We start from the raw sequence: 18,861 nt of genomic DNA, 5'->3' as shown, positions 1-18,861 counted from the left end.
TTATGTTCGGGTGGGCCACACTGCTGTGGGATGTGTTCTAATTGGCCGGCACTTAGCTGATTTCCCATGGGACACAGCCCCCTCAAATACGCCGATTCGGGCGAGGTGCGTTCGGTGACTACAGCGTTGGGTGAGAGGCAGGCCAGTAAGGGCAACTGGCGGCTGAGCAATTGGCGCGTCCGCGCGCGCCTTGTGGCCCTCATCCTGATCCCGACGGCCGCCGCCGTCCTGCTCGGCGGCATCCAGGTGCTCGCCAGGACGTCCGCCGCCGGTGACTACGCGCGTACCAACCAGTTCGCCCAGCTCTCCGCCGAGCTGGGCGCGCTCACCCACCAGGTCGCGGCCGAGCGGGCCACGACCGCCTGGTACATCGCGCGCAACCGGCCGGCGGGCATGCTCTCCACGGTGCAGGCCCAGATGGACCAGGCGGATCTGGCCGTCAGGCAGGTACGCGGCACCGCCGGGCAACTGCTGACCGAGGTCAGCGGCCGTAGCGCCGACCAGCTCGAGAACCTGCTCAGCCGCCTGGACGACCTGACCGCCCTGCGCAAGCAGGCGCTGGAGGCCAACCTGCTGCCGGGCCCCGCCGTCGAGCTCTACACGACCGTGATCGGCGACCTGCTCTCCGTCCACAACGAGCTGATCAAGGACAGCGTGGACGACGAGCTGTTCCGCCAGACCCGCATGCTGAACGCCCTGGCCAGGGCGAAGGAGAGCGTCTCCTACCAGCAGGCGCTGGTCACCGCGGTGCTCGTCGAGGGCGCGTTCGACCAGGACCAGCTCAAGCGCTTCCTCGGCGAGCAGTCCAAGGAGCTGAACGAGCGCAAGGCGTACTCGACCGAGGCCACCGCCGACGAGCGCCGCTTCTTCGACGAGACCGTCAACGGCAGGTCCGCCGACCGCATGTTGTTCCTGCGCGAGCTGGTGCTGATCAGGAGCACGAAGGGGCTGCCGCTGCGCGGCCTCGACCTGAGCAAGCGCGACGACGCCAAGGAGTGGTTCGACGCGGCCAACGTGGTCGTCGACTCCATGCGCGAGGTCGAGGAGCGCCAGGCCCAGGGCATCGTGGCACGCAGCGAGGCGCTCAGCGCGGACGAGCGGCAGCAGGCGTTCGTGACCGCGGGCGCCGTGCTCGCGCTGCTCGTGGCGGTCCTGCTCATCACCACCGGGGTGGCCAGGTCGCTCGTGCGGCCGCTGCGCCGCCTGCGCGGCGAGGCGCTGGAGATCGCGGGCAGGCGGCTGCCGGACTTCGTCCAGCACCTGCGCGAGTCCCGCGACGGCGCCGTCCAGGCCGAGGTCCCGCCCATCGGGATCTTCTCCAGGGACGAGGTCGGCGAGGTCGCCCGCGCGTTCGACGAGGTGCACCGCGAGGCCGTACGGCTGGCGGGCGACGAGGCCAAGCTACGGGCGAACGTCAACGCCATGTTCGTCAACCTGTCCAGGCGCAGCCAGACGCTGGTCGAGCGGCAGCTCACGCTGATCGAGCGGCTGGAGCGCGGCGAGCGCGACGACACCCGGCTCGGCGACCTGTTCAAGCTCGACCACCTGGCCACCCGCATGCGCCGCAACAGCGAGAACCTCCTGGTCCTGGCCGGCCAGGAGGCGGCCCGCAAGTGGAGCGAGCCGGTCGAGCTGATGGACATCGTCCGGGCCGCGCTCGGCGAGGTCGAGAGCTACGACCGGGTCAGCATCCAGGTCCAGTCGGACGTCGCCATCGCCGGCCAGGCCGTCACCGACGTGGTGCACCTGCTGGCTGAGCTGGTCGAGAACGCGGTCTCGTTCTCCTCGCGGGACACCAAGGTCATCATCTCCAGCAGCCGCATCGACACCGGCTCGCTGATGTTGTCGGTCACCGACCACGGGATCGGCATGAGCGCCGAGGAGCTGGCCGAGGCCAACTGGCGGCTGGCGAACCCGCCCGTCGTGGACGTGTCGGTGTCGCGGCGCATGGGCCTGTTCGTGGTCGGCCGGCTGGCGCTGCGGCACAGCATCCGCGTGCAGTTGCGCATGCAGGACATCGGCGGGCTGACCGCCATGGTGCTGATCCCGCCCGCGCTGCTCACGGCGGTGTCGGGCACGATGCCGGGTGCGGTGCCCGTGCCGGCGCGCATCCCGGTGCCCAGGCAGGCCCACCCGCCGACACCGGCCGCGCCCTTCCCGGGGCATCCGTCCTTCGGGACCCTGCCGCCCGCCGACCCTTTCCCCGGGTCCCCGTACGGGCATCCGTCGATGGACATCGTGCCCGCGGCGCCCGAGCCGTCGTCCTGGTTCAGCTCGTCGCAGGCGCACTCGGTCGAGCAGCTACCGCCGGACCTGGGCGGGCCGGCGGAATCCTACCCGTCGTTCGCCACCCCGCCGGCGCCGTCCAAGGACGAGGAGTTCCTGCCCATCTACTCCGCCGTCGAGGGGAGCGGCTGGTTCACCAAGACGACGCCCACGGCCGACCACCGCGACCCGGCCTGGTCCTCACCCGCCGATGAGGGCTGGCAGGCGGCCGGCGCGGCCGCCGAACCGGCGCAGAACGGCATGACCAACTCCGGCTTGCCCAAGCGGACCCCGAAGGCGAATCTGGTACCGGGCACCGCGAGTCCGAAACCCCCGACCGCTTCCGCTCCTCCGGTGTCGCCTGACCGGTTGCGCAACAGGCTGGCCAGCTACCAGCAGGGTGTGCGCAAGGGTCGCGCTGAGCTCGAGGAGGACTCATGAAGGAGCTCAGCCAGGCGGCCAGGGACATGAACTGGCTGGTCAGCAGCTTCGTCGACGAGGTCCCAGGCGTGGCGCACGCGGTGGTGGTGTCCGCCGACGGGCTGCCGATGGCGTACTCCAGGGGCTTCCCCAAAGACCGCGCCGACCAGCTGGCCGCGATCGCGGCCGGGCTCGTCAGCCTCACGCAGGGGTCGGCGCGCGTGTTCGAAGGCGGCGGGGTCACCCAGACGCTCGTCGAGATGGACCGCGGCCTGCTGCTGGTCATGTCGATCAGCGACGGATCCTGCCTGGCGGTGCTGGCCGCGCCCGACTGCGACATGGGCCTGGTGGCCTATCAGATGACGATCCTGGTCGAGCGCGCCGGGCAGGTGCTCACGCCTGCCGTGCGGGCGGAACTGTCGGCGGCGCGTCCGTAATGGGATCCCGCTGCGGCCGGACAGACAGGGTGATGGGAGTAGACGTTGGCATCGTGGCACAACGATGAACCGGAGCCGGAGCGCAGCTCGCTCGTCCGGATGTACGCCGTCACCGGTGGCAGGACGACTCCTCGTACGGAGCTCGCCATGGAGGCCCTGGTATCGTCGGCCACCTCGGTACGACTCGGCATGACGTACACCCGTGAATATCGCGCGATCAGCGAGCTGTGCCGGCAGGTGCGCTCCGTGGCGGAGATCTCCGCGCTGCTGGGCGTTCCTCTCGGGGTGGCGAGGGTGCTGGTGGCCGATATGGAGGCGGATGGGCTGGTGAGGGTGTACCAGCCCCAGCTGGACGCGGGCCTTCCCGACAGGGGCCTGCTCGAAAGGGTATTGAGTGGACTTCGCAGGCTCTAGCCGGCTCACCTCCACGAAGATCGTCGTGGCGGGCGGGTTCGGTGTGGGGAAGACCACGTTCGTGGGCTCCGTGTCCGAGATCATGCCGCTGACCACGGAGGCGGTGATGACGGACGCGTCCGAGGGCATCGACGACATCGGGCTCACGCCGGGCAAGACCACCACCACCGTGGCCATGGACTTCGGGCGGCTCTCGCTGGACCAGGACCTGATCCTCTATCTGTTCGGCACGCCGGGGCAGCACCGGTTCTGGTTCATGTGGGACGACCTCGTACGCGGCGCCATCGGGGCCGTGGTGCTGGTGGACTCGCGGCGGCTGGCCGACAGCTTCCCGGCCATCGACTACTTCGAGGAGTCCGGCATCCCGTTCGTCATCGGGGTGAACGGCTGGGACGGGGTGTTCCCGCACAGCGAGAGCGAGGTGCGGGAGGCGCTCACGCTCTCCCCGCACATACCGGTCATCCGCACCGACGCGCGGGCGCGGCCTGCGGTCAGGAACACCCTCATCGCGCTCGTCGAGCACGCGCTCGCCGCGCGGGCCCACTGACTACCGCGACTGATTACGGGGCCGCCCACCAATTCCCGGCGACCAGCTCGGCCACCAGCGTCTCGGTGAGCAGGGCGACGTCCGGGTCGTCGTCGTGCGCGTACCTGACGGCGGCTCTGGCGTCCTTCACCTCGCCGCCCACCGTGACCACCGTGGAGCCGCGCTCGCGCACCCAGTCCATGGCCTGCTCGGTGTAGCGGGAGCCGGGGTAGAGCAGCGCGCGGTAGTCGAGCGTCTTGGTGAGGTAGACGTCCACGTGCGCCCAGTCGCCCGTCTCGCACGCGTCGGCGGGACGGCGCGGGCCCTCGCGGAACATCAGCGCCGACTGCTCGGCCGACGACAGCCGCTCGGCGGGGGCGACGGTGTAGACGCCGCGGTCGCCGTCCAGCAGCTCCATGGTCATGGGGAGCCACTCGTCCCTCCTGTCCAGGAGGTCCGTCGTGGCCTCGGCGGCCCGCTCCAGCAGCTTCGGCAGGTCGCGGCCCGTCCCGGTGAGGTGGGCCTCCAAAGCCAGGAGGAGGGCCAGGGTGTGCTGGAACGTACGGCAGGCGACGCCGCCGCGCTCCTCGCCCGCGCGCATGTCGACCACCAGGTCGGCCCGCTCGGCGAGAGGGGAGCCCTGGATGTTGGTCAGCGCCGCCAGGTAGGACGGGCCGCCCCTGTACCGTTCCACGGCGTCGAGGGTCTCCCTGCTCGAACCGCTGGCCGAGATCGGGACGACCAGGGTGTCCGCGGCGGCCGGGTAGGTGGCCTCCGCGGAGGCGTAGTCGGCGTACGCGTCCACGCCCGCCCGGCGCAGGCGCAGCGCCGCCACGCCCGCGGCGTACCGGGAGCTGCCCATGCCCAGGAAGAGCACCCGGGTCAGGCCCGAGGGGAGCGCCGCGAACGGGTTCTCCTTCCTCAGGGCGGCGGCCAGGCTCCTGAGCGCCGCCGGCTTGGCCTCCAGGTCGGACAGGTAGAGCTCGGAATTCACGTGATGTTCTCCTCTTGGTACCAGGTGCGCAGGACGCCCATGGGGGCGTAGCGCCAGCGGGGCAGGTGGCGGGCGGCGTAGATGAGCTCGCGGCACTCCTGCTCCACCTCGAACGGCCGGACCAGTCTCTCGTCGAGCAGGTCCGGCCGGTCCTTCTCGGCCAGGCGGGCCCTGTACGCGGCCAGCAGCCCGGCGCGGGCCTCGGCTGCCCAGGCCGCCGCCGCGCCGGGGTCGGTGCCCCTCCGCTTGATCGCCACCTGGGCCACGTGCTCGATGCTCGTGGTGAGCTGGGCCACGTCCCTGGCGGCCGGCTGGCACGGGTCGGCGTCGGTGACGGTGGGATTTCCGTCGAAATCGATCACCGCGTAGCCGTCCCGCCATTTGAGGATCTGGCCCACGTGCAGGTCGCCGTGGATCCTGATGCGGGGGCCGGTGATCGGCTCCTGGAGGGCGGCCAGCTCGCGCCGGATCGCCGGGGTCCGCGTGGCCAGCCACACGCCGTCCTCGCCGTCCGTGAGCGCGAGCGCCTCCGCGCGCGCGGCCTCCGCCCTGGCCGCCGTACCCGCGGCGCCGGGCTCCTGCGCGGGGGTGGGGAGCGTGGCAAGGGCGAGGTGCAGGTCGGCGGCGAGGCGGCCGAGGACGGAGGCGAAGTCCGTGGCGCCGGCCTCGGCCTCGTCGACGCACCACTCCCAGCCGTCGCGGGCCTCCGGAAGGTAGCCCGTGACCAGGGCCAGGAGCTGCTCGTTCCCGTCCACATCGCGGGTCAGGGCCGCGTAAGGGGGTGCTGTGTCGTTGAACCCCGCCTCAACGAGGTGAGCGAAGACCTCTGGGGTGGGGTGGGGCAGGGGGACAGGTGGGGTGATCCACTTGACGACGACCTTCTCGTCGACGATCACCGAGTAGTTCGTCTGGTCCACGTGCGCGCCGAACTCCCGCTCACCTGGGGCCCCAGTGTGGAGATCTCCAAGGCTGTACGAGAGGGTGGGCAGCGGGAGGAAGCGCCGCACCGCGAACGGCGGCGGCACCTCGCCCTCCAGCAGCGGGAGAAGTGTGGCGCTGACACCCCGGTCTCGGGCCGTGAGGGGCCTCTCACCGAGAGAGAGCAGCCGATCTGCTATTGAATCCCAATTCAACTCGTAGACCAAACTTCCAGGTAGCAATGTCAGCAAAAGTCTTGCTCATGTTGATTTCCCCTGCAACACTCCTGCTCTGGTCTGCTGTGTCCGGTAAGGTCGCGCGACCCCTCAAAACTGCACAAAATCCAGAAGGAGTAGCGGCCGTGTCCCGTATCCGGTTCACCCGTCGTCTCCCGGTCGCTGTCACAGCGGCCGGCCTCGCGCTCGCCGTCGCGGCGTGCGGCGGTGAGTCGTCGACCAGCTCAGAAGGCACGACGCCGGCGGCGGCGGACCAGCTCAAGCCCAACGCGGACCTGTCGCAGCAGTCGCTCCAGATCACCGTCTGGCCGGGTTACACGCCCGAGGAGCTGCCGGCGAAGGTCAAGGCGAAGCTCAAGGTCAAGGACATCAAGGTCGCTCTGCACGACACCAACGAGATCGCGATGACCAAGCTCACCGCCCCCGGTGACAGCGGCATCGACGTGGCGTTCGTGTCCGGCCAGTACGCCCAGGCGCTCAACGCGGCGGGCCTGCTGGAGCCGATCCACCCCGAGCTGATCCCCAACCTGGCCAACCTCTACCCGGAGGCCACCCAGCTCTCCTACGACAAGGGCAACAAGTACTCGGTGCCCTACACCTGGGGCACGACCGGCATCTGCTACCGCTCCGACCTGGTGAAGTCCGAGCCGACGAGTTGGAACGATCTGCTCAAGCCTCCGGCCTGGGCAGACAAGAAGGTCACCATGATGACCACCGAGCGCTGGCTCGCGCTGCCCGCGCTCAAGGCGCTCGGCTACTCGGTCAACACCGACAAGGACGACGAGATCGCCAAGGCCAAGGACCTCCTCGTCGCGCAGAAGCCCCACCTGCTCACCTACGACGACACCACGTTCGGCGACAAGCTGAAGTCCGGCGAGGCCCTCATGGTCGAGGCGTGGGACGGCTGGTGCCCGACCACGGACCCGAAGGGCAACATCAAGTTCAAGGTGCCGAAGGAGGGCAGCGACCTCTGGGTGGACACCATGGTGATCATGAAGTCCTCCAAGAACAAGGAGGCCGCGCACGCCTTGATCAACTACATCCTCGACCCCGAGATCCACAGCTGGGCCGCCGAGAACATCAACTACAAGGTCCCGAACAAGGCCGCCATGGAGCGGGTGCAGGTCGCCAAGGGCTCGCTGCTGGACATCAAGCCCGCCGAGCTGCTCAACGGTGAGTCGATCATCGACCTGGGCCAGGCGTCGACCAAGTTCACGCGCCTGTCGACCGAAATCACGGCGCAGCAGTAAAGCGGTGAAGTCTGAGGTCAAGGCCCGGCCGGCGTCCAAGGGACGCCGGCTGGGCGCGTTCGTTTTCCTGTCACCCGGCGTCATCTATCTGATCGTGCTGCTGCTGGTGCCGCTCGCGCTGGTGCTCAGCAACACGGTGTTCCAGCGCGGCCGCTTCGGCGGCGTCGTCTACGAGTTCACCACCGAGAACTTCGAGCGCCTGGTCGATCCGCTCTACCTCGGCGTGGTGGGCACCTCGCTGAAGATCGCGACCCTGACGACGCTGATCGCGCTGCTGATCGGCTATCCGACGGCCTACCTGATCGCCCAGCTGCCGCCGAAGTGGAAGACGGTGGCGCTGGTCGCCATCGTGCTGCCGTTCTGGACGAACTTCATCATCCGCGTGTACGCCTGGATCATCCTGCTGAGCGGCCCCGGCGTGGTCAACTCGCTGCTGGGCACGGACCTGGAGCTGCTCTACAAGCAGGGCACGATCGTCACCGGGCTGCTCTACTCGTACCTGCCGCTGATGGTGCTGCCGCTGTACTCCGCCATCGAGCGGCTCGACCCGCAGCTCAGGGAGGCCTCGGCCAACCTGGGCGCCTCGGCGTTCACCACCTTCAGGAAGGTCACGCTGCCGATGACGGTCCCGGGCGTGATGACCGGGTGCCTGTTCGTGTTCGTGCCGAGCTTCGGCAACTTCGTCATCCCCGAGATCCTCGGCGGCAGCAAGTCGATCATGGTGGGCAATCTGATCCGCGACCAGTTCCTGAAGGCGCGCGACTGGCCGTTCGGCTCGACGCTCGCGCTGGCGCTCATCGCGGTGCTGATCGTGCTGCTCATCGTGCAGGCCAGGGTGGCGCGCCGTGCGTAGGTCAAAGCTCCTGTACGTCCCGTTCTGGGCCACGTACGTCTTCCTGTACCTGCCGATCGTCGTGCTCGTCGTCATGTCGTTCAACTCCGGCAAGTCGGCGTACACGTACGAGGGCTTCAGCCTCAAGTGGTACGGCGAGCTGGTCAACGACAAGCTGGTCAGGGACGGCCTGGTCAACACGCTGATCGTGGCCACCGGCTCCACGGTGATCGCCACCGTGCTCGGCACGCTGCTGGCCGTCGGGCTGGCCCGGCACACCAGGTCCAAGACGCTGGACGCGATCGCGCTCATGCCGGCGGTCCTGCCCGACCTGGTGATCGCGATCGGCCTGCTGCTGTTCTACGGCCTGATCCAGCTCACGCTCGGCCTGTACTCGGTGATCCTCGCCCACGGCCTGTTCGCGATGGCGTTCGTGGCCGCGGTGGTGCGCACCAGGCTGACCAACTCCGACACCTCGCTGGAGGAGGCCTCGCGGGATCTGGGCGCGGGGCCGGTCACGACGTTCTTGAAGATCACGCTTCCGCAGCTGACGCCGGGCATCGTCGCCGGCGCGCTGCTGGCGTTCACGCTGTCGCTGGACGAGTTCGTGATCGCGTTCTTCACGATCGGCAACAGCGACCAGACGCTGCCGATCGTGATCTATTCGATGATCCGTTTCGGGGTCACCCCGAAGATCAACGCGCTGGCCGCGATCCTGCTCCTCGTGAGCTTCACGGCGGTGATCGCCGGGCAGCGCATGACGAAGATCGGGGAGAGACGTGCTCAGGATTGACGGGATCACCCGCAGGTTCGGGGAGGTCACGGCGCTCGACGAGGTGTCGCTGGAGATCGGCCAGGGCGAGTTCTTCGCCCTGCTCGGCCCTTCGGGCTGCGGCAAGACCACGCTGCTGCGCATCATCGCCGGGTTCGAGACGCCCGACCGGGGCACGGTGACGCTGGACGGCGAGGACCTGCTGTCCAAGCAGCCGAACCGGCGGCCGATCAGCCTCATGTTCCAGTCGTACGCGCTGTTCCCCCACATGACCGTGGCCAAGAACGTGGCCTACGGCCTGGAGCGCGAGCGGCTGCCCCGCCAGGAGGTGAAGCAGCGCGTCGGCGAGGTGCTGGAGACCGTCGGGCTGTCGGCGCACGCGGACCGCAAGCCCGCCCAGCTCTCCGGCGGCCAGCGGCAGCGGGTCGCTCTGGCGCGTTCCATCGTCAAGCGGCCCCGCCTGCTGCTGCTCGACGAGCCGCTGTCGGCCCTGGACAAGAAGGTCCGCGCCGACATGCAGCTGGAGCTCAAGCGGCTGCAGCACGAGGTGGGCATCACCTTCGTGGTGGTCACGCACGACCAGGAGGAGGCCATGTCGCTGGCCGACCGCATCGCGGTCTTCGACAGCGGCAAGGTGCGGCAGGTGGACGAGCCGATCGCGCTCTACGAGCGGCCCCGCACGGCGTTCGTGGCCGACTTCGTCGGCGCCAACAACCTCTTCCACGGCACGGCCAGCGGCCTCGACGGCATCAAGACCGAGGACTTCGGCATGCTGGCCGGCGCCCCGCTCGAAGAGCTCGAGGCGGGCGCCAAGGCGCTGCTGGCGATCCGGCCGGAGAAGGTCGAGCTGGCCGGCGAGAGCGCCACCCGCGGCCTCAAGGGCAGCGTCCTGGACGTCAGCTTCTACGGAGGCGTGTCGCACATCTCCGTGGACGTGCCGGGCCACGTCAAGCCGGTGCTGGTCGCCGTGCAGGGCGCGAGCACGGTGAAGGCGGGCGCGAAGGTCAAGGTGCGCTGGAAGGCCGAGGACGCGGTCATCATGGCGGTCGACCGGTGAGCTCAGCGGGCCAGGTCGTTGCCCGTGGCAGCGCGGGCGTACGAGAGGATCAGCTCGGCCGCCTCGGCCGGGCCGATCACCGGGTGCCTGGCCGTGATGCGGTAGCCGTACGCGTCCTCCAGCGCCACCAGGTTGCGGGCGATCGTCAGCGAGTCGGCGCTCAGCCTGAACACCCCCAGCGCGGCGCCGGTGTCCAGGACCGCCTGGTACATCGAGACCTGGCGGTCGTAGAGGGAGGTGAGCAGCACGCCGTAGACCCGGTTGCGGCCCGCGGCCCCGCCCAGCTCGTTGAGCAGGCGGACATCGGGGTCGAGCGACCCGGTCGGCAGCCCGGACTTGATCGTGAGCACCAGTTTCTCGACCGGGTCGGTGAGGGTGTTGAGCTGCCGCACGCGCTGCTCGTAGAAACGTTCCATGCCCGCGTGCTGCGCCTCGACCAGCAGCTCGCTGAGGTCGGGATAGTGGTAGAGCACCGCGCCGGAGGTCAGACCGGCCTCCTCGGCGACGTGCGAGAGCTGTACGCCGTCGATGCCGTGACGGATGATGGCCCTGCGCGCGGCCTCGATCAAGTCGATGCGCCGGTCACTACGGCTCTTACGCTGAGCCACCCCCACCGCCTTCACTCGTTTGGCTGCTGTTCAGTTAGCCGTGACCATAGTGCCCGTTACTTGACCTTCACGCTAGATCAGTTCTTGAATTCCTCTTCAAATTGATGAGTTTCCCCGGAGCCTCGATGTCTCTCACCATCCTGTTTATGCCTGAAAGCGCCTACGGGCCGACCAACAACTCGATCGGCATCGGCGACATCCTCCGCCGCCGCGGCCACCGCGTCGTCTTCGCCGCGGAGGCGTCGTGGAAGGGCAAGCTCGAAGCGCTCGGCTTCGAGGAGGACCTCGTCGACCTCGCCCCGCCGCCCGAGGACGCCGCGGAGGAGCAGGACCCGGGGCAGTTCTGGAAGGACTTCATCCGCGAGACCGCCCCCGAGTACCGCAAGAGCACTCTGGAGCAGCTCGACACCGTCACCAAGCCGATCTGGGACTCGCTGATCGACAGCGTGAAGTACTGCGAGCCGCAGCTCAAGGCGATCATCGAGCGCGTCAACCCCGACGTGATCGTCGAGGACAACGTGATCACGTTCCCGGCGCTGCTCACCGCGGGCAAGAAGTTCGTCCGCATCGTCTCCTGCAACCCGCTGGAGGTGCGCGGCGAGAACATCGCGCCGGTCTTCTCCGGCCTGCCGGCCGACGACCGCTCGGAGTGGGAGGCCTTCCGCGCCGAGTACGACCGCACCCACCGCGAGCTGTGGACCGCCTTCAACGAGTGGTGCGTCGAGCAGGGCACCGAGCCGCTGCCCGACCTCGACTTCATCCACGAGGGCGACCTGAACCTCTACGTCTACCCCGAGATCCTCGACTACGCCGACGCCCGCCCGCTCGGCGACTCCTGGCACCGCCTCGACTCCTCGGTGCGTGAGACGGACGAGGCGTTCACGCTGCCCTTCGAGCGCCGCAATGAGGGCTCGCTGGTCTACTTCTCGCTCGGCTCGCTGGGCTCCTCCGACGTGGAGCTGATGCAGCGCGTCATCGACGTGCTGGCCACCACGCCGCACCAGTACATCGTCTCCAAGGGCCCGCTGCACGAGGAGATCAAGCTCGCCGACAACATGTGGGGCGCGGAGTTCCTCCCGCAGACCAAGATCATCCCACTGTGTGACCTGGTCATCACGCACGGCGGCAACAACACGACCACGGAGGCGCTGCACTTCGGCAAGCCGATGATCCTGCTGCCGCTCTTCTGGGACCAGTACGACAACGCCCAGCGGGCCGACGAGCTGGGCTATGGTGTCAGGCTCTCCACCTACACCTTCACCGACGAAGAACTGAAGGGCGCGGTCGAGCGGCTGCTCGGGGACACCGAGCTGCGTGCCCGGCTCGCCGCCGCGGGCGAGGAGATCAGGGGTCGGGACGGCCTGCGCAAGGCCGCCGACCTGATCGAGCAGCTCGGCCAGTGAGGACATGAATTTCCATGCGTGAACTGATCAACCCCGCCACCGGGCTGCCGTGCGCCGAGATTCCCGACACGCCGGTGGAGGGCGTCGCGGCCGCCGTCGACCGGGCCCGCGCGGCCTTCGAGGAGTGGTCGCAGACCACCCCGGCCGACCGGGCGCGGCTGCTGCTGCGGGTGGCCGACCTGGTGGAGGCCGACGCAGAGGAGCTGACCAGGCTCGAGGTGGAGGAGACGGGCAAGCCCGCGTCGGTGTTCCGGGACGGCGAGCTGCCGTTCGCCGCCGACAACCTGCGCTTCTTCGCCGGGGCCGCCCGTTCGCTCGAAGGCTCGGGCGCCGGTGTCTTCAGCCCCGGCTACACCTCGGTCCTGCTGCGCCGCCCCGTCGGGGTGGTGGGGTCGATCGCGCCGTGGAACTTCCCGTTCGTCATGGCCGTCTGGAAGGTCGGGCCGGCGGTGGCCGCGGGCAACGCCGTGGTGATCAAGCCGGCCCCTCAGACGCCGCGTACGACGTTGCGGCTGGCCGAGCTGTTCGCCAAGGCGGGCGCGCCCGACGGGCTCGTCCAGGCGATCACCGGGGACGCCGAGGCCGGCCAGGCGCTGGTCACCCACCCGGGCGTGGACATGGTCAGCGTCACCGGCTCCACGGAGACGGGCCGGGCGGTCATGACCGGGGCCGCGGCCACGCTCAAGCGGGTGCACCTCGAGCTCGGCGGCAAGGCGCCCGCGCTGGTCTTCGAGGACGCCGACCTCGCGGAGATGGCCCGCGGGGTGGCGATGGGGGCGACGTACAACACGGGGCAGGACTGCACGGCCGCCACCCGCGTCTACGTCGCCCGCGAGGTGTACGCGGACGCGATCGAGGCACTGCGGGCAACTCTTGCCAAAATAACCGTCGGCGACCCCTGGGACCCGGCCACGGACATCGGCCCGCTGATCTCGGGCGCGCACCGGGACCGGGTGCACGGGTTCGTCTCCAGGGCCGGCGGGCGCGTGCTCCACGGAGGCGCCCCGATCGAAGGCCCCGGATTCTTCTACCCGCCCACGCTCGTGACCGACGTCGCCCAGGACAGCGAGATCGTCCAAGGTGAACTTTTCGGACCCGTGCTCGTGGCGCTACCGTTCGACGGCGAGGACGAGGCGGTCAGACTGGCCAACGACACGCGGTACGGTCTGGCCTCGTCGGTGTGGTCGCGTGACGTCTCCAGGGCCATGCGCGTCTCACACCGGCTCGATGTGGGCGTGACCTGGGTGAACGACCACCTGCCCATCGCCAGCGAGGCGCCGCACGGCGGGGTGAAGGGCAGCGGGTTCGGCAAGGACATGAGCCAGGAGGCGGTGCAGGAGTATTCGGTGACGCGGCATCTGATGGTGAAGCACGCGGCGCCGGTCGAGCGGGATTCGTTCCGGCCCGCCTGAAGACGTGTACGGCGATATGTTGCCCAAAGTGACCCTTTGGGCACGTGTGATGGGATATGTTCGGTTGGCCGATCTGGTACGGGTTGTGTTCCAATTACCCAGCCGGAACGAATCCCATGCGCCACACGCGTGTCTGATTTCTTTCGAGCACGTACCGGCGAGAGGTTGCGAGAGTCAGTGAGGACGAAAGACCCCAGGCACACGAGGTCAGGGGAGTACACAGGCGGACGTTTCCGGCTGGGGAACTGGCGTGTGCGCTCCAGGCTGGTCGCGCTGATCCTCATCCCCACGGTGGTGGGCGTGCTGCTCGCCGGCGTGCAGCTGGCCAACGCCATCGGCACCAACGCCGAGTACCGCCGGCTCACCCAGGTCGCCGAGCTGGTGCAGCGCATCGGTGCGCTCAACCACGAGCTCGGCAAGGAGCGAACGCTCACCGCGTGGTACGTCTCGGACCGCAGCAGAGGCCAGCGCCTCGTCCAGCTCAAGACGCAGCGGCAGGCGACGGACACGGCCAAGAAGCAGGTGCTGAGCGCGGCCAACGCCATCGACGCCGCGCACTCCGCCCGGGTCATCGAGGGCGTCGACAACATGCGCCGGTGGCTCGCCGGTCTCGACAGCCTCCGCGAGTCCATGGTCTCGAACGTGCCGCCGCGTGCCGCCATCAGCACGTACACCACCATGATCGGCGTCTTCTCCGCGATCGAGGGCGACCTGGGCTCCGGCGTCAACGACGACACCCTCCAGGGTGACGTGGCCGCGCTCGGCTCGCTGCAGCGGGTCAAGGAGGAGATCTCGCGCCAGCAGATCATCCTGATCGTGGCGCTCGTCCAGCGGAAGCTGGACAACGACGACCTGTCGGACTTCCTGGGCTCCTGGAACAAGCAGCAGGCCGAGCTGGCCGCCTTCGAGCAGGAGGCCGACTCCAAGGACCTGGACGCGTACCAGAAGGGCGTCAGGGGCCTGCAGATCGACCTCGCCGACGCCATGCGCCAGCGCGCGCTCGCCCAGATGCGCGAGTACAACGAGATCCGGGACCTCGACGTCACCACCCGCCGCGACCTCGGCAACTGGTACGAGTCGACCACGCTGTCCGGCAACGCCATGCGCAAGGTCGAGGACGGCCTGGCCACCAGGATCGTGGCCAGGACCCGGGAGCTGAGCGACACCGAGCAGCGCAACGCGATCATCTCCGGTGCGGTGATCCTGGTCCTGCTGCTCCTCGTCCTGGTCTTCACCACCCGCGTGGCCGGTTCGCTGGTCCGCCCGCTGCGCCGGCTGCGTGCCGAGGCGCTCCAGGTCGCCACGACCCGGCTGCCCGAGACCGTCCGCGTGCTGCGCGAGTCCGGCGAGGGCGCGCAGGTGCCCGAGACGCCCTCGGTCGGCATCAACACCCGTGACGAGATCGGTGAGGTCGCGCAGGCCTTCGACGAGGTCCACCGCGAGGCGATCCGGCTGGCCGGTGACGAGGCCAAACTGCGGGCGAACGTCAACGCCATGTTCGTCAACCTCTCCCGCCGCAGCCAGACGCTGGTCGAGCGGCAGCTGCAGCTCATCGAGGGTCTGGAGCAAGGTGAGGAGGACGAGCAGCGGCTCGCGAACCTGTTCCGCCTCGACCACCTGGCCACCCGCATGCGCCGCAACAGCGAGAACCTCCTGGTCCTCGCCGGCCAGGAGGCCGCGCGCAAGTGGAGCGAGCCGGTGCCGCTGGTCGACATCGCCCGCGCCTCGCTGTCCGAGGTCGAGAACTACGAGCGGGTCCAGATCCAGATCCCGTCCGGCACGCTGATCGTCGGCCCGGCCGTCACCGACGCCGTCCACCTGCTCGCCGAGCTCATCGAGAACGCGATCTCGTTCTCCCCCCGCGAGAGCAAGGTCCAGGTCACCAGCACCCCCGCCGAGGGCGGCGTGCTCGTGTCGATCAACGACCTGGGCATCGGGATGAACCAGGAGGAGCTCTCCGAGGCCAACTGGCGCCTGGCGAACCCGCCCGTCGTGGACGTGTCGGTGTCGCGGCGCATGGGCCTGTTCGTGGTCGGCCGCCTGGCCCTGCGCCACGGCGTCCGCGTGCAGCTCAGCCCCCGGGAGACGGGCGGCCTGAGCGCGCTGGTCTTCATGCCGGACATGCTGATCAGCAACGGCCTGGGCGGGCCGCAGCAGGGTGGGCAGTACGAGGCGTTCACGGACTTCGACCCGAGCATGTTCGCGGAGCCGTCGCGGAACGGGTCCGCCTCCTACGGCGCGGCGCCCTCCGGCGACGGTTCCGAGCACGTGGTGGACACGCAGTGGCCAGGGTCGCTGCCGGTGCCGGGGAGCGGCAACTGGGCTCCCTTCGGCGGCGACCAGCAGGCGCCGTTCAACGAGCAGCCCGCCGCGTTCAACGACCGGCCCGCCGCGGATCGCCCGTTCGGCGAGCAGCCCTTCGGGGACCAGCCGTTCAGTGAGCCGCAGCCCTTCGGCGAGCAGCCGTTCGGTGAGCAGCCTTTTGGGGAGCAGCCTTTCGGGGAGCGGCAGTCGCCCTACGCCGAGCAGCCGCAGAGCTCGCAGAACGGCGACCAGCCGCGCTGGCCGTCCTTCGCCGAGGAGCCCCCTGCGCCCGCGCAGCAGCCGTTCGGTGAGCAGCCGTTCGGGGAGCAGCGCTGGCCGTCGTTCGCCGAGGAGACGCCGCCTCCCGCGCCGCAGCCCAACTCGTTCGCGGAGAACCGGTGGCCGTCCTTCGCGGAGCAGCCGCCGCCCCTGCAGGAGGAGGAGCCGCGCTGGCCGTCCTTCGCCACCGAGCCGCCCAAGCAGCCGCAGGAGGAGCCGCGGTGGTCGTCGTTCGCCGACCCGGTGCCGCGCAGGTCGCTGTTCGAGTCCGAGGATCGTCCGCAGCCGCAGTTCGGGGAGTCGTACCGCTCGCCGTTCGCCGATGACCTCAAGCCCGCCGACCAGTTCCAGCAGAACGGGCAGTCCAACTACGACAGGTTCGGGCCCGGCGACTACTCCTCGCAGGACATGACCGGCCCGCTCCCCGTGGTGCGCAACTCGCCCATGGAGGAGCAGGGCGACGAGTTCCTGCCGATCTTCTCGTCGGTCGGGTCCGACTGGTTCCGGCGGCCGGAACCCGAGGTGCTGCAGCCGCACAGCGAGCCCGCTCCCTACGAGGCCGCTTCCTACGAGGCCGCTTCCTACGAGCCCGAGCCCGAGACCACGGCCGTGCATCCGGCCGTGCCCGCCGACCCGGCCCCGGTCGCTCCCGCGCAGTCCCCGTCGGGGCTGCCGCGGCGCACGCCCGGCGCGTCCGGGGCGGGCGCGACGTGGTCCTCGCCCGCGGACTCCGGCTTCCAGGCCGCGCAGGCCGCCGCGCAGCCCGCGCAGGGCGGCACGACGTCCTCGGGCCTGCCCCGTCGCGTGCCCAAGGCCAACCTGGTGCCCGGTACGGCCAGCCTCGCCGAACCCCAGGCTTCGTCACCGGCACCGCAGATCTCACCCGAGCGGCTGCGCAGCCGGCTCTCCAGCTTCCAGCAGGGCGTCCGCCAGGGCCGAGCGTTCACCCGGGGCGAAGAGAATGAGGAGGACAAATGAGAGAAATGAGCCAGGGAGCGCGCGGCATCAGTTGGTTGATCACGGACTTCGTGAACAACGTGCCGGGCGTCGCCCACACGGTCGTGGTGTCGTCCGACGGTTTGCCGCTGGCCTTCTCCGAGGGTTTTCCCAAGGATCGGGCCGACCAGCTCGCCGCTGTGGCGTCCGGCGTGATCAGCCTGACCCAGGGCGCCGCGCGGGTCTTCGAGGGCGGTATGGTGACCCAGACCGTTATCGAGATGCAGCGTGGGCTCTTGATGATCATGTCCATCAGTGATGGGTCCTGTTTGGCGGTCCTGGCTGCTCCCGACTGTGACATGGGCCTGGTGGCTTACCAGATGACCCTGCTGGTCGAGCGAGCGGGCCAGGTGCTGACGCCGGCCGTACGCGCCGAGCTGCAAGCGGCCCGCCCCCGCTAGTGGGGCGGTGACAGGAGATCATGGTGTCAGGTCAGGGTTGGGCTGGTGATAGCACTCCGCCGCATCCGGCGGCTCCCCGTCCGCAGAAGCAGAGCTCCCTGGTACGGCCCTATGCCGTGACCGGGGGGCGCACCGCTCCGCGGATGAAGTTCGCCATGGAGGCATTGGTGTCCTCCGTGACGTCGGAATACCAAGACATTTCCCTACTTAGTCCGGAGTATCAGGCGATTATTCAACTGACCCGGAACGTCCGGTCGGTTGCCGAGATCTCCGCCCTTTTACGCCAGCCCCTTGGCGTGGTCCGGGTGCTGATCGCCGACATGGCGTCCGAGGGCCTGATCCGCGTGCACCAGCCTGCGCTGGACGCCGGAAAGCCGGACCTCAACTTGCTCGAAAGGGTGCTCAGTGGACTTCGCAGGCTCTAGCCCCGGCCTAACCTCGACGAAGATCGTCGTGGCCGGGGGCTTCGGCGTGGGGAAGACGACGTTCGTGGGTGCGGTATCGGAGATCCTGCCGCTCACCACCGAAGCGGTCATGACGGACGCCTCCGCGCACGTGGACGACGTCTCCCTCACACCGAACAAGACCACCACGACCGTGGCCATGGACTTCGGCCGGGTCTCGCTCGATCGCGACTTGATCCTTTACCTGTTCGGCACGCCCGGACAGCACCGCTTCTGGTTCATGTGGGACGACCTGGTGCGCGGCGCGATCGGCGCGGTCGTCCTCGTGGACACGCGCCGCCTGGCGGACAGCTTCCCCGCGATCGACTATTTCGAAGAGGCGAAGCTGCCGTTCGTGATCGGCATCAACGGCTGGGACGGGCAGTTCGCGCACGCGGAGGACGAACTCCGCGAGGCCCTGTCGATCGGCGGCCACATCCCGATCGTGCGCCTGGACGCCAGGCAGCGGGAGTCGGTGAAATCCACCTTGATCACCCTGGTGGAACACGCCTTGACCCGCCACATGCACACCCCGGTGTAGGCGGACCGCGGCCCGTCCGGGTTCAACCTGCTGGACCCCGCCCCGAGGCCAAAGGCCTTCGCAATGGGGCGCTTCGCGCCGAAGGCGCTCAGACGTTCTTGTCTGGGCGCCTTCGGCGCACCCCACGCCTTCGGCGACTGGTCGGCCCACCCCTTGACCTACGAGGCGGTGGGCCGACTTCTGCCCAGCCTGCCAACTGGATCGGGCAAGCCTCGTTGGGCGATCGCGGTTGAAAGCCCTGCGGAACCCGGTTGGCGGTCGTCGGCGGTTCCGCGACAACGGCGCGTGCGCCCGGGGCACGATCTCGCTGGTTGAGGTCCTGACACCTGGCCAGAGGCGGCCGCTCTCCGCCT

The 18,861-nt window shown here is 69.3% G+C and carries 17 protein-coding genes; 14 read left to right on the top strand and 3 right to left on the bottom strand.

All coding sequences use genetic code 11. The annotated features are described in order from the left end of the window. Nucleotides 1-114: 114 nt before the first annotated feature. The 4 genes from ACWEPL_RS06030 (at nucleotide 115) to ACWEPL_RS06015 (ending at nucleotide 4,083) form a co-directional block, all read left to right on the top strand. Nucleotides 115-2,706, top strand: coding sequence for a nitrate- and nitrite sensing domain-containing protein (locus tag ACWEPL_RS06030; protein WP_452435352.1), 2,592 nt, complete (start codon nucleotides 115-117; stop codon nucleotides 2,704-2,706). After that, the gene (locus ACWEPL_RS06025) at nucleotides 2,703-3,122 is read left to right on the top strand and encodes a roadblock/LC7 domain-containing protein (protein ID WP_185071497.1); all 420 of its coding nucleotides are present in this window, start codon (nucleotides 2,703-2,705) and stop codon (nucleotides 3,120-3,122) included. The genes ACWEPL_RS06030 and ACWEPL_RS06025 overlap by 4 nt, the downstream gene beginning before the upstream one ends. 99 nt (nucleotides 3,123-3,221) lie before the next feature. Further along, nucleotides 3,222-3,536, top strand: coding sequence for a DUF742 domain-containing protein (locus ACWEPL_RS06020; protein WP_355207361.1), 315 nt, complete (start codon nucleotides 3,222-3,224; stop codon nucleotides 3,534-3,536). Continuing rightward, nucleotides 3,517-4,083 (top strand): GTP-binding protein, encoded by a 567-nt coding sequence (locus tag ACWEPL_RS06015; RefSeq protein WP_363962879.1) that lies wholly within the window; start codon nucleotides 3,517-3,519, stop codon nucleotides 4,081-4,083. Before ACWEPL_RS06020 ends, ACWEPL_RS06015 begins: the two co-directional genes overlap by 20 nt. Before the next feature lie 13 nt (nucleotides 4,084-4,096). On the opposite strand, the gene ACWEPL_RS06010 is transcribed toward ACWEPL_RS06015, so the two are convergent. After that, nucleotides 4,097-5,056 (bottom strand): SIS domain-containing protein, encoded by a 960-nt coding sequence (locus tag ACWEPL_RS06010; RefSeq protein WP_452435351.1) that lies wholly within the window; start codon nucleotides 5,054-5,056, stop codon nucleotides 4,097-4,099. After that, a complete protein-coding gene (locus tag ACWEPL_RS06005) occupies nucleotides 5,053-6,081 on the bottom strand; it encodes a hypothetical protein (RefSeq protein WP_452435350.1) in 1,029 nt (342 codons plus the stop codon). Before ACWEPL_RS06005 ends, ACWEPL_RS06010 begins: the two co-directional genes overlap by 4 nt. Before the next feature lie 254 nt (nucleotides 6,082-6,335). On the opposite strand from ACWEPL_RS06005, the gene ACWEPL_RS06000 reads away from it, so the two are divergent. From ACWEPL_RS06000 to ACWEPL_RS05985, 4 genes are read left to right on the top strand one after another with little or no spacing between them, the layout of a single operon-like run. Further along, nucleotides 6,336-7,460, top strand: a complete 1,125-nt coding sequence (locus tag ACWEPL_RS06000) for a polyamine ABC transporter substrate-binding protein (RefSeq protein WP_363962882.1) — start codon at nucleotides 6,336-6,338, stop codon at nucleotides 7,458-7,460. A gap of 4 nt (nucleotides 7,461-7,464) precedes the next feature. Next, complete coding sequence (locus tag ACWEPL_RS05995) at nucleotides 7,465-8,313, top strand: ABC transporter permease (protein WP_452435349.1); 849 nt, start codon at nucleotides 7,465-7,467, stop codon at nucleotides 8,311-8,313. Beyond that, nucleotides 8,306-9,085, top strand: a complete 780-nt coding sequence (locus ACWEPL_RS05990) for an ABC transporter permease (protein ID WP_355207130.1) — start codon at nucleotides 8,306-8,308, stop codon at nucleotides 9,083-9,085. The genes ACWEPL_RS05995 and ACWEPL_RS05990 overlap by 8 nt, the downstream gene beginning before the upstream one ends. Next, nucleotides 9,072-10,121 (top strand): ABC transporter ATP-binding protein, encoded by a 1,050-nt coding sequence (locus ACWEPL_RS05985; protein ID WP_350730237.1) that lies wholly within the window; start codon nucleotides 9,072-9,074, stop codon nucleotides 10,119-10,121. Before ACWEPL_RS05990 ends, ACWEPL_RS05985 begins: the two co-directional genes overlap by 14 nt. A 2-nt stretch (nucleotides 10,122-10,123) precedes the next feature. Here ACWEPL_RS05985 and ACWEPL_RS05980 read toward each other — a convergent pair whose 3' ends face one another. Continuing rightward, entirely contained in the window at nucleotides 10,124-10,729 is a 606-nt protein-coding gene (locus ACWEPL_RS05980; RefSeq protein ID WP_363962883.1) for a TetR/AcrR family transcriptional regulator, read from the bottom strand. Between the two features lie 146 nt (nucleotides 10,730-10,875). Here ACWEPL_RS05980 and ACWEPL_RS05975 point away from each other — a divergent pair, with 146 nt between their 5' ends. The 6 genes from ACWEPL_RS05975 (at nucleotide 10,876) to ACWEPL_RS05950 (ending at nucleotide 18,508) form a co-directional block, all read left to right on the top strand. After that, entirely contained in the window at nucleotides 10,876-12,132 is a 1,257-nt protein-coding gene (locus ACWEPL_RS05975; RefSeq protein WP_452435348.1) for a nucleotide disphospho-sugar-binding domain-containing protein, read from the top strand. Between the two features lie 14 nt (nucleotides 12,133-12,146). Beyond that, complete coding sequence (locus tag ACWEPL_RS05970) at nucleotides 12,147-13,544, top strand: aminobutyraldehyde dehydrogenase (RefSeq protein WP_452435347.1); 1,398 nt, start codon at nucleotides 12,147-12,149, stop codon at nucleotides 13,542-13,544. A gap of 252 nt (nucleotides 13,545-13,796) precedes the next feature. After that, nucleotides 13,797-17,105: a nitrate- and nitrite sensing domain-containing protein gene (locus ACWEPL_RS05965; RefSeq protein ID WP_452435346.1), complete on the top strand. Its 3,309-nt coding sequence runs from the start codon at nucleotides 13,797-13,799 to the stop codon at nucleotides 17,103-17,105. Further along, nucleotides 17,102-17,524 carry a roadblock/LC7 domain-containing protein gene (locus ACWEPL_RS05960; protein WP_090935862.1) on the top strand — a complete coding sequence of 141 codons (423 nt, stop codon included), beginning with the start codon at nucleotides 17,102-17,104 and terminating at the stop codon, nucleotides 17,522-17,524. The genes ACWEPL_RS05965 and ACWEPL_RS05960 overlap by 4 nt, the downstream gene beginning before the upstream one ends. 20 nt (nucleotides 17,525-17,544) lie before the next feature. Next, a complete protein-coding gene (locus ACWEPL_RS05955; RefSeq protein WP_225964010.1) occupies nucleotides 17,545-17,949 on the top strand; it encodes a DUF742 domain-containing protein in 405 nt (134 codons plus the stop codon). Nucleotides 17,950-17,977: 28 nt separating this feature from the next. After that, nucleotides 17,978-18,508, top strand: coding sequence for a GTP-binding protein (locus ACWEPL_RS05950; protein ID WP_237101140.1), 531 nt, complete (start codon nucleotides 17,978-17,980; stop codon nucleotides 18,506-18,508). Nucleotides 18,509-18,861 lie beyond the last annotated feature (353 nt).

The organism is Nonomuraea sp. NPDC004186 (assembly GCF_053603495.1).
Note: the sequence above shows the minus strand (reverse complement) of the source record. Positions and strands in the feature narration are given on the sequence as shown.

What these genes read in the sequence shown, in the direction of transcription:
- ACWEPL_RS06025 (WP_185071497.1), top strand. Translation starts at nt 2,703, where the DNA reads ATGAAGGAGCTCAGCCAGGCGGCCAGGGACATGAACTGGCTGGTCAGC.
- ACWEPL_RS05955 (WP_225964010.1), top strand. Translation starts at nt 17,545, where the DNA reads ATGGTGTCAGGTCAGGGTTGGGCTGGTGATAGCACTCCGCCGCATCCG.
- ACWEPL_RS05975 (WP_452435348.1), top strand. Translation starts at nt 10,876, where the DNA reads ATGCCTGAAAGCGCCTACGGGCCGACCAACAACTCGATCGGCATCGGC.
- ACWEPL_RS05960 (WP_090935862.1), top strand. Translation starts at nt 17,102, where the DNA reads ATGAGAGAAATGAGCCAGGGAGCGCGCGGCATCAGTTGGTTGATCACG.
- ACWEPL_RS06020 (WP_355207361.1), top strand. Translation starts at nt 3,222, where the DNA reads ATGTACGCCGTCACCGGTGGCAGGACGACTCCTCGTACGGAGCTCGCC.
- ACWEPL_RS05970 (WP_452435347.1), top strand. Translation starts at nt 12,147, where the DNA reads ATGCGTGAACTGATCAACCCCGCCACCGGGCTGCCGTGCGCCGAGATT.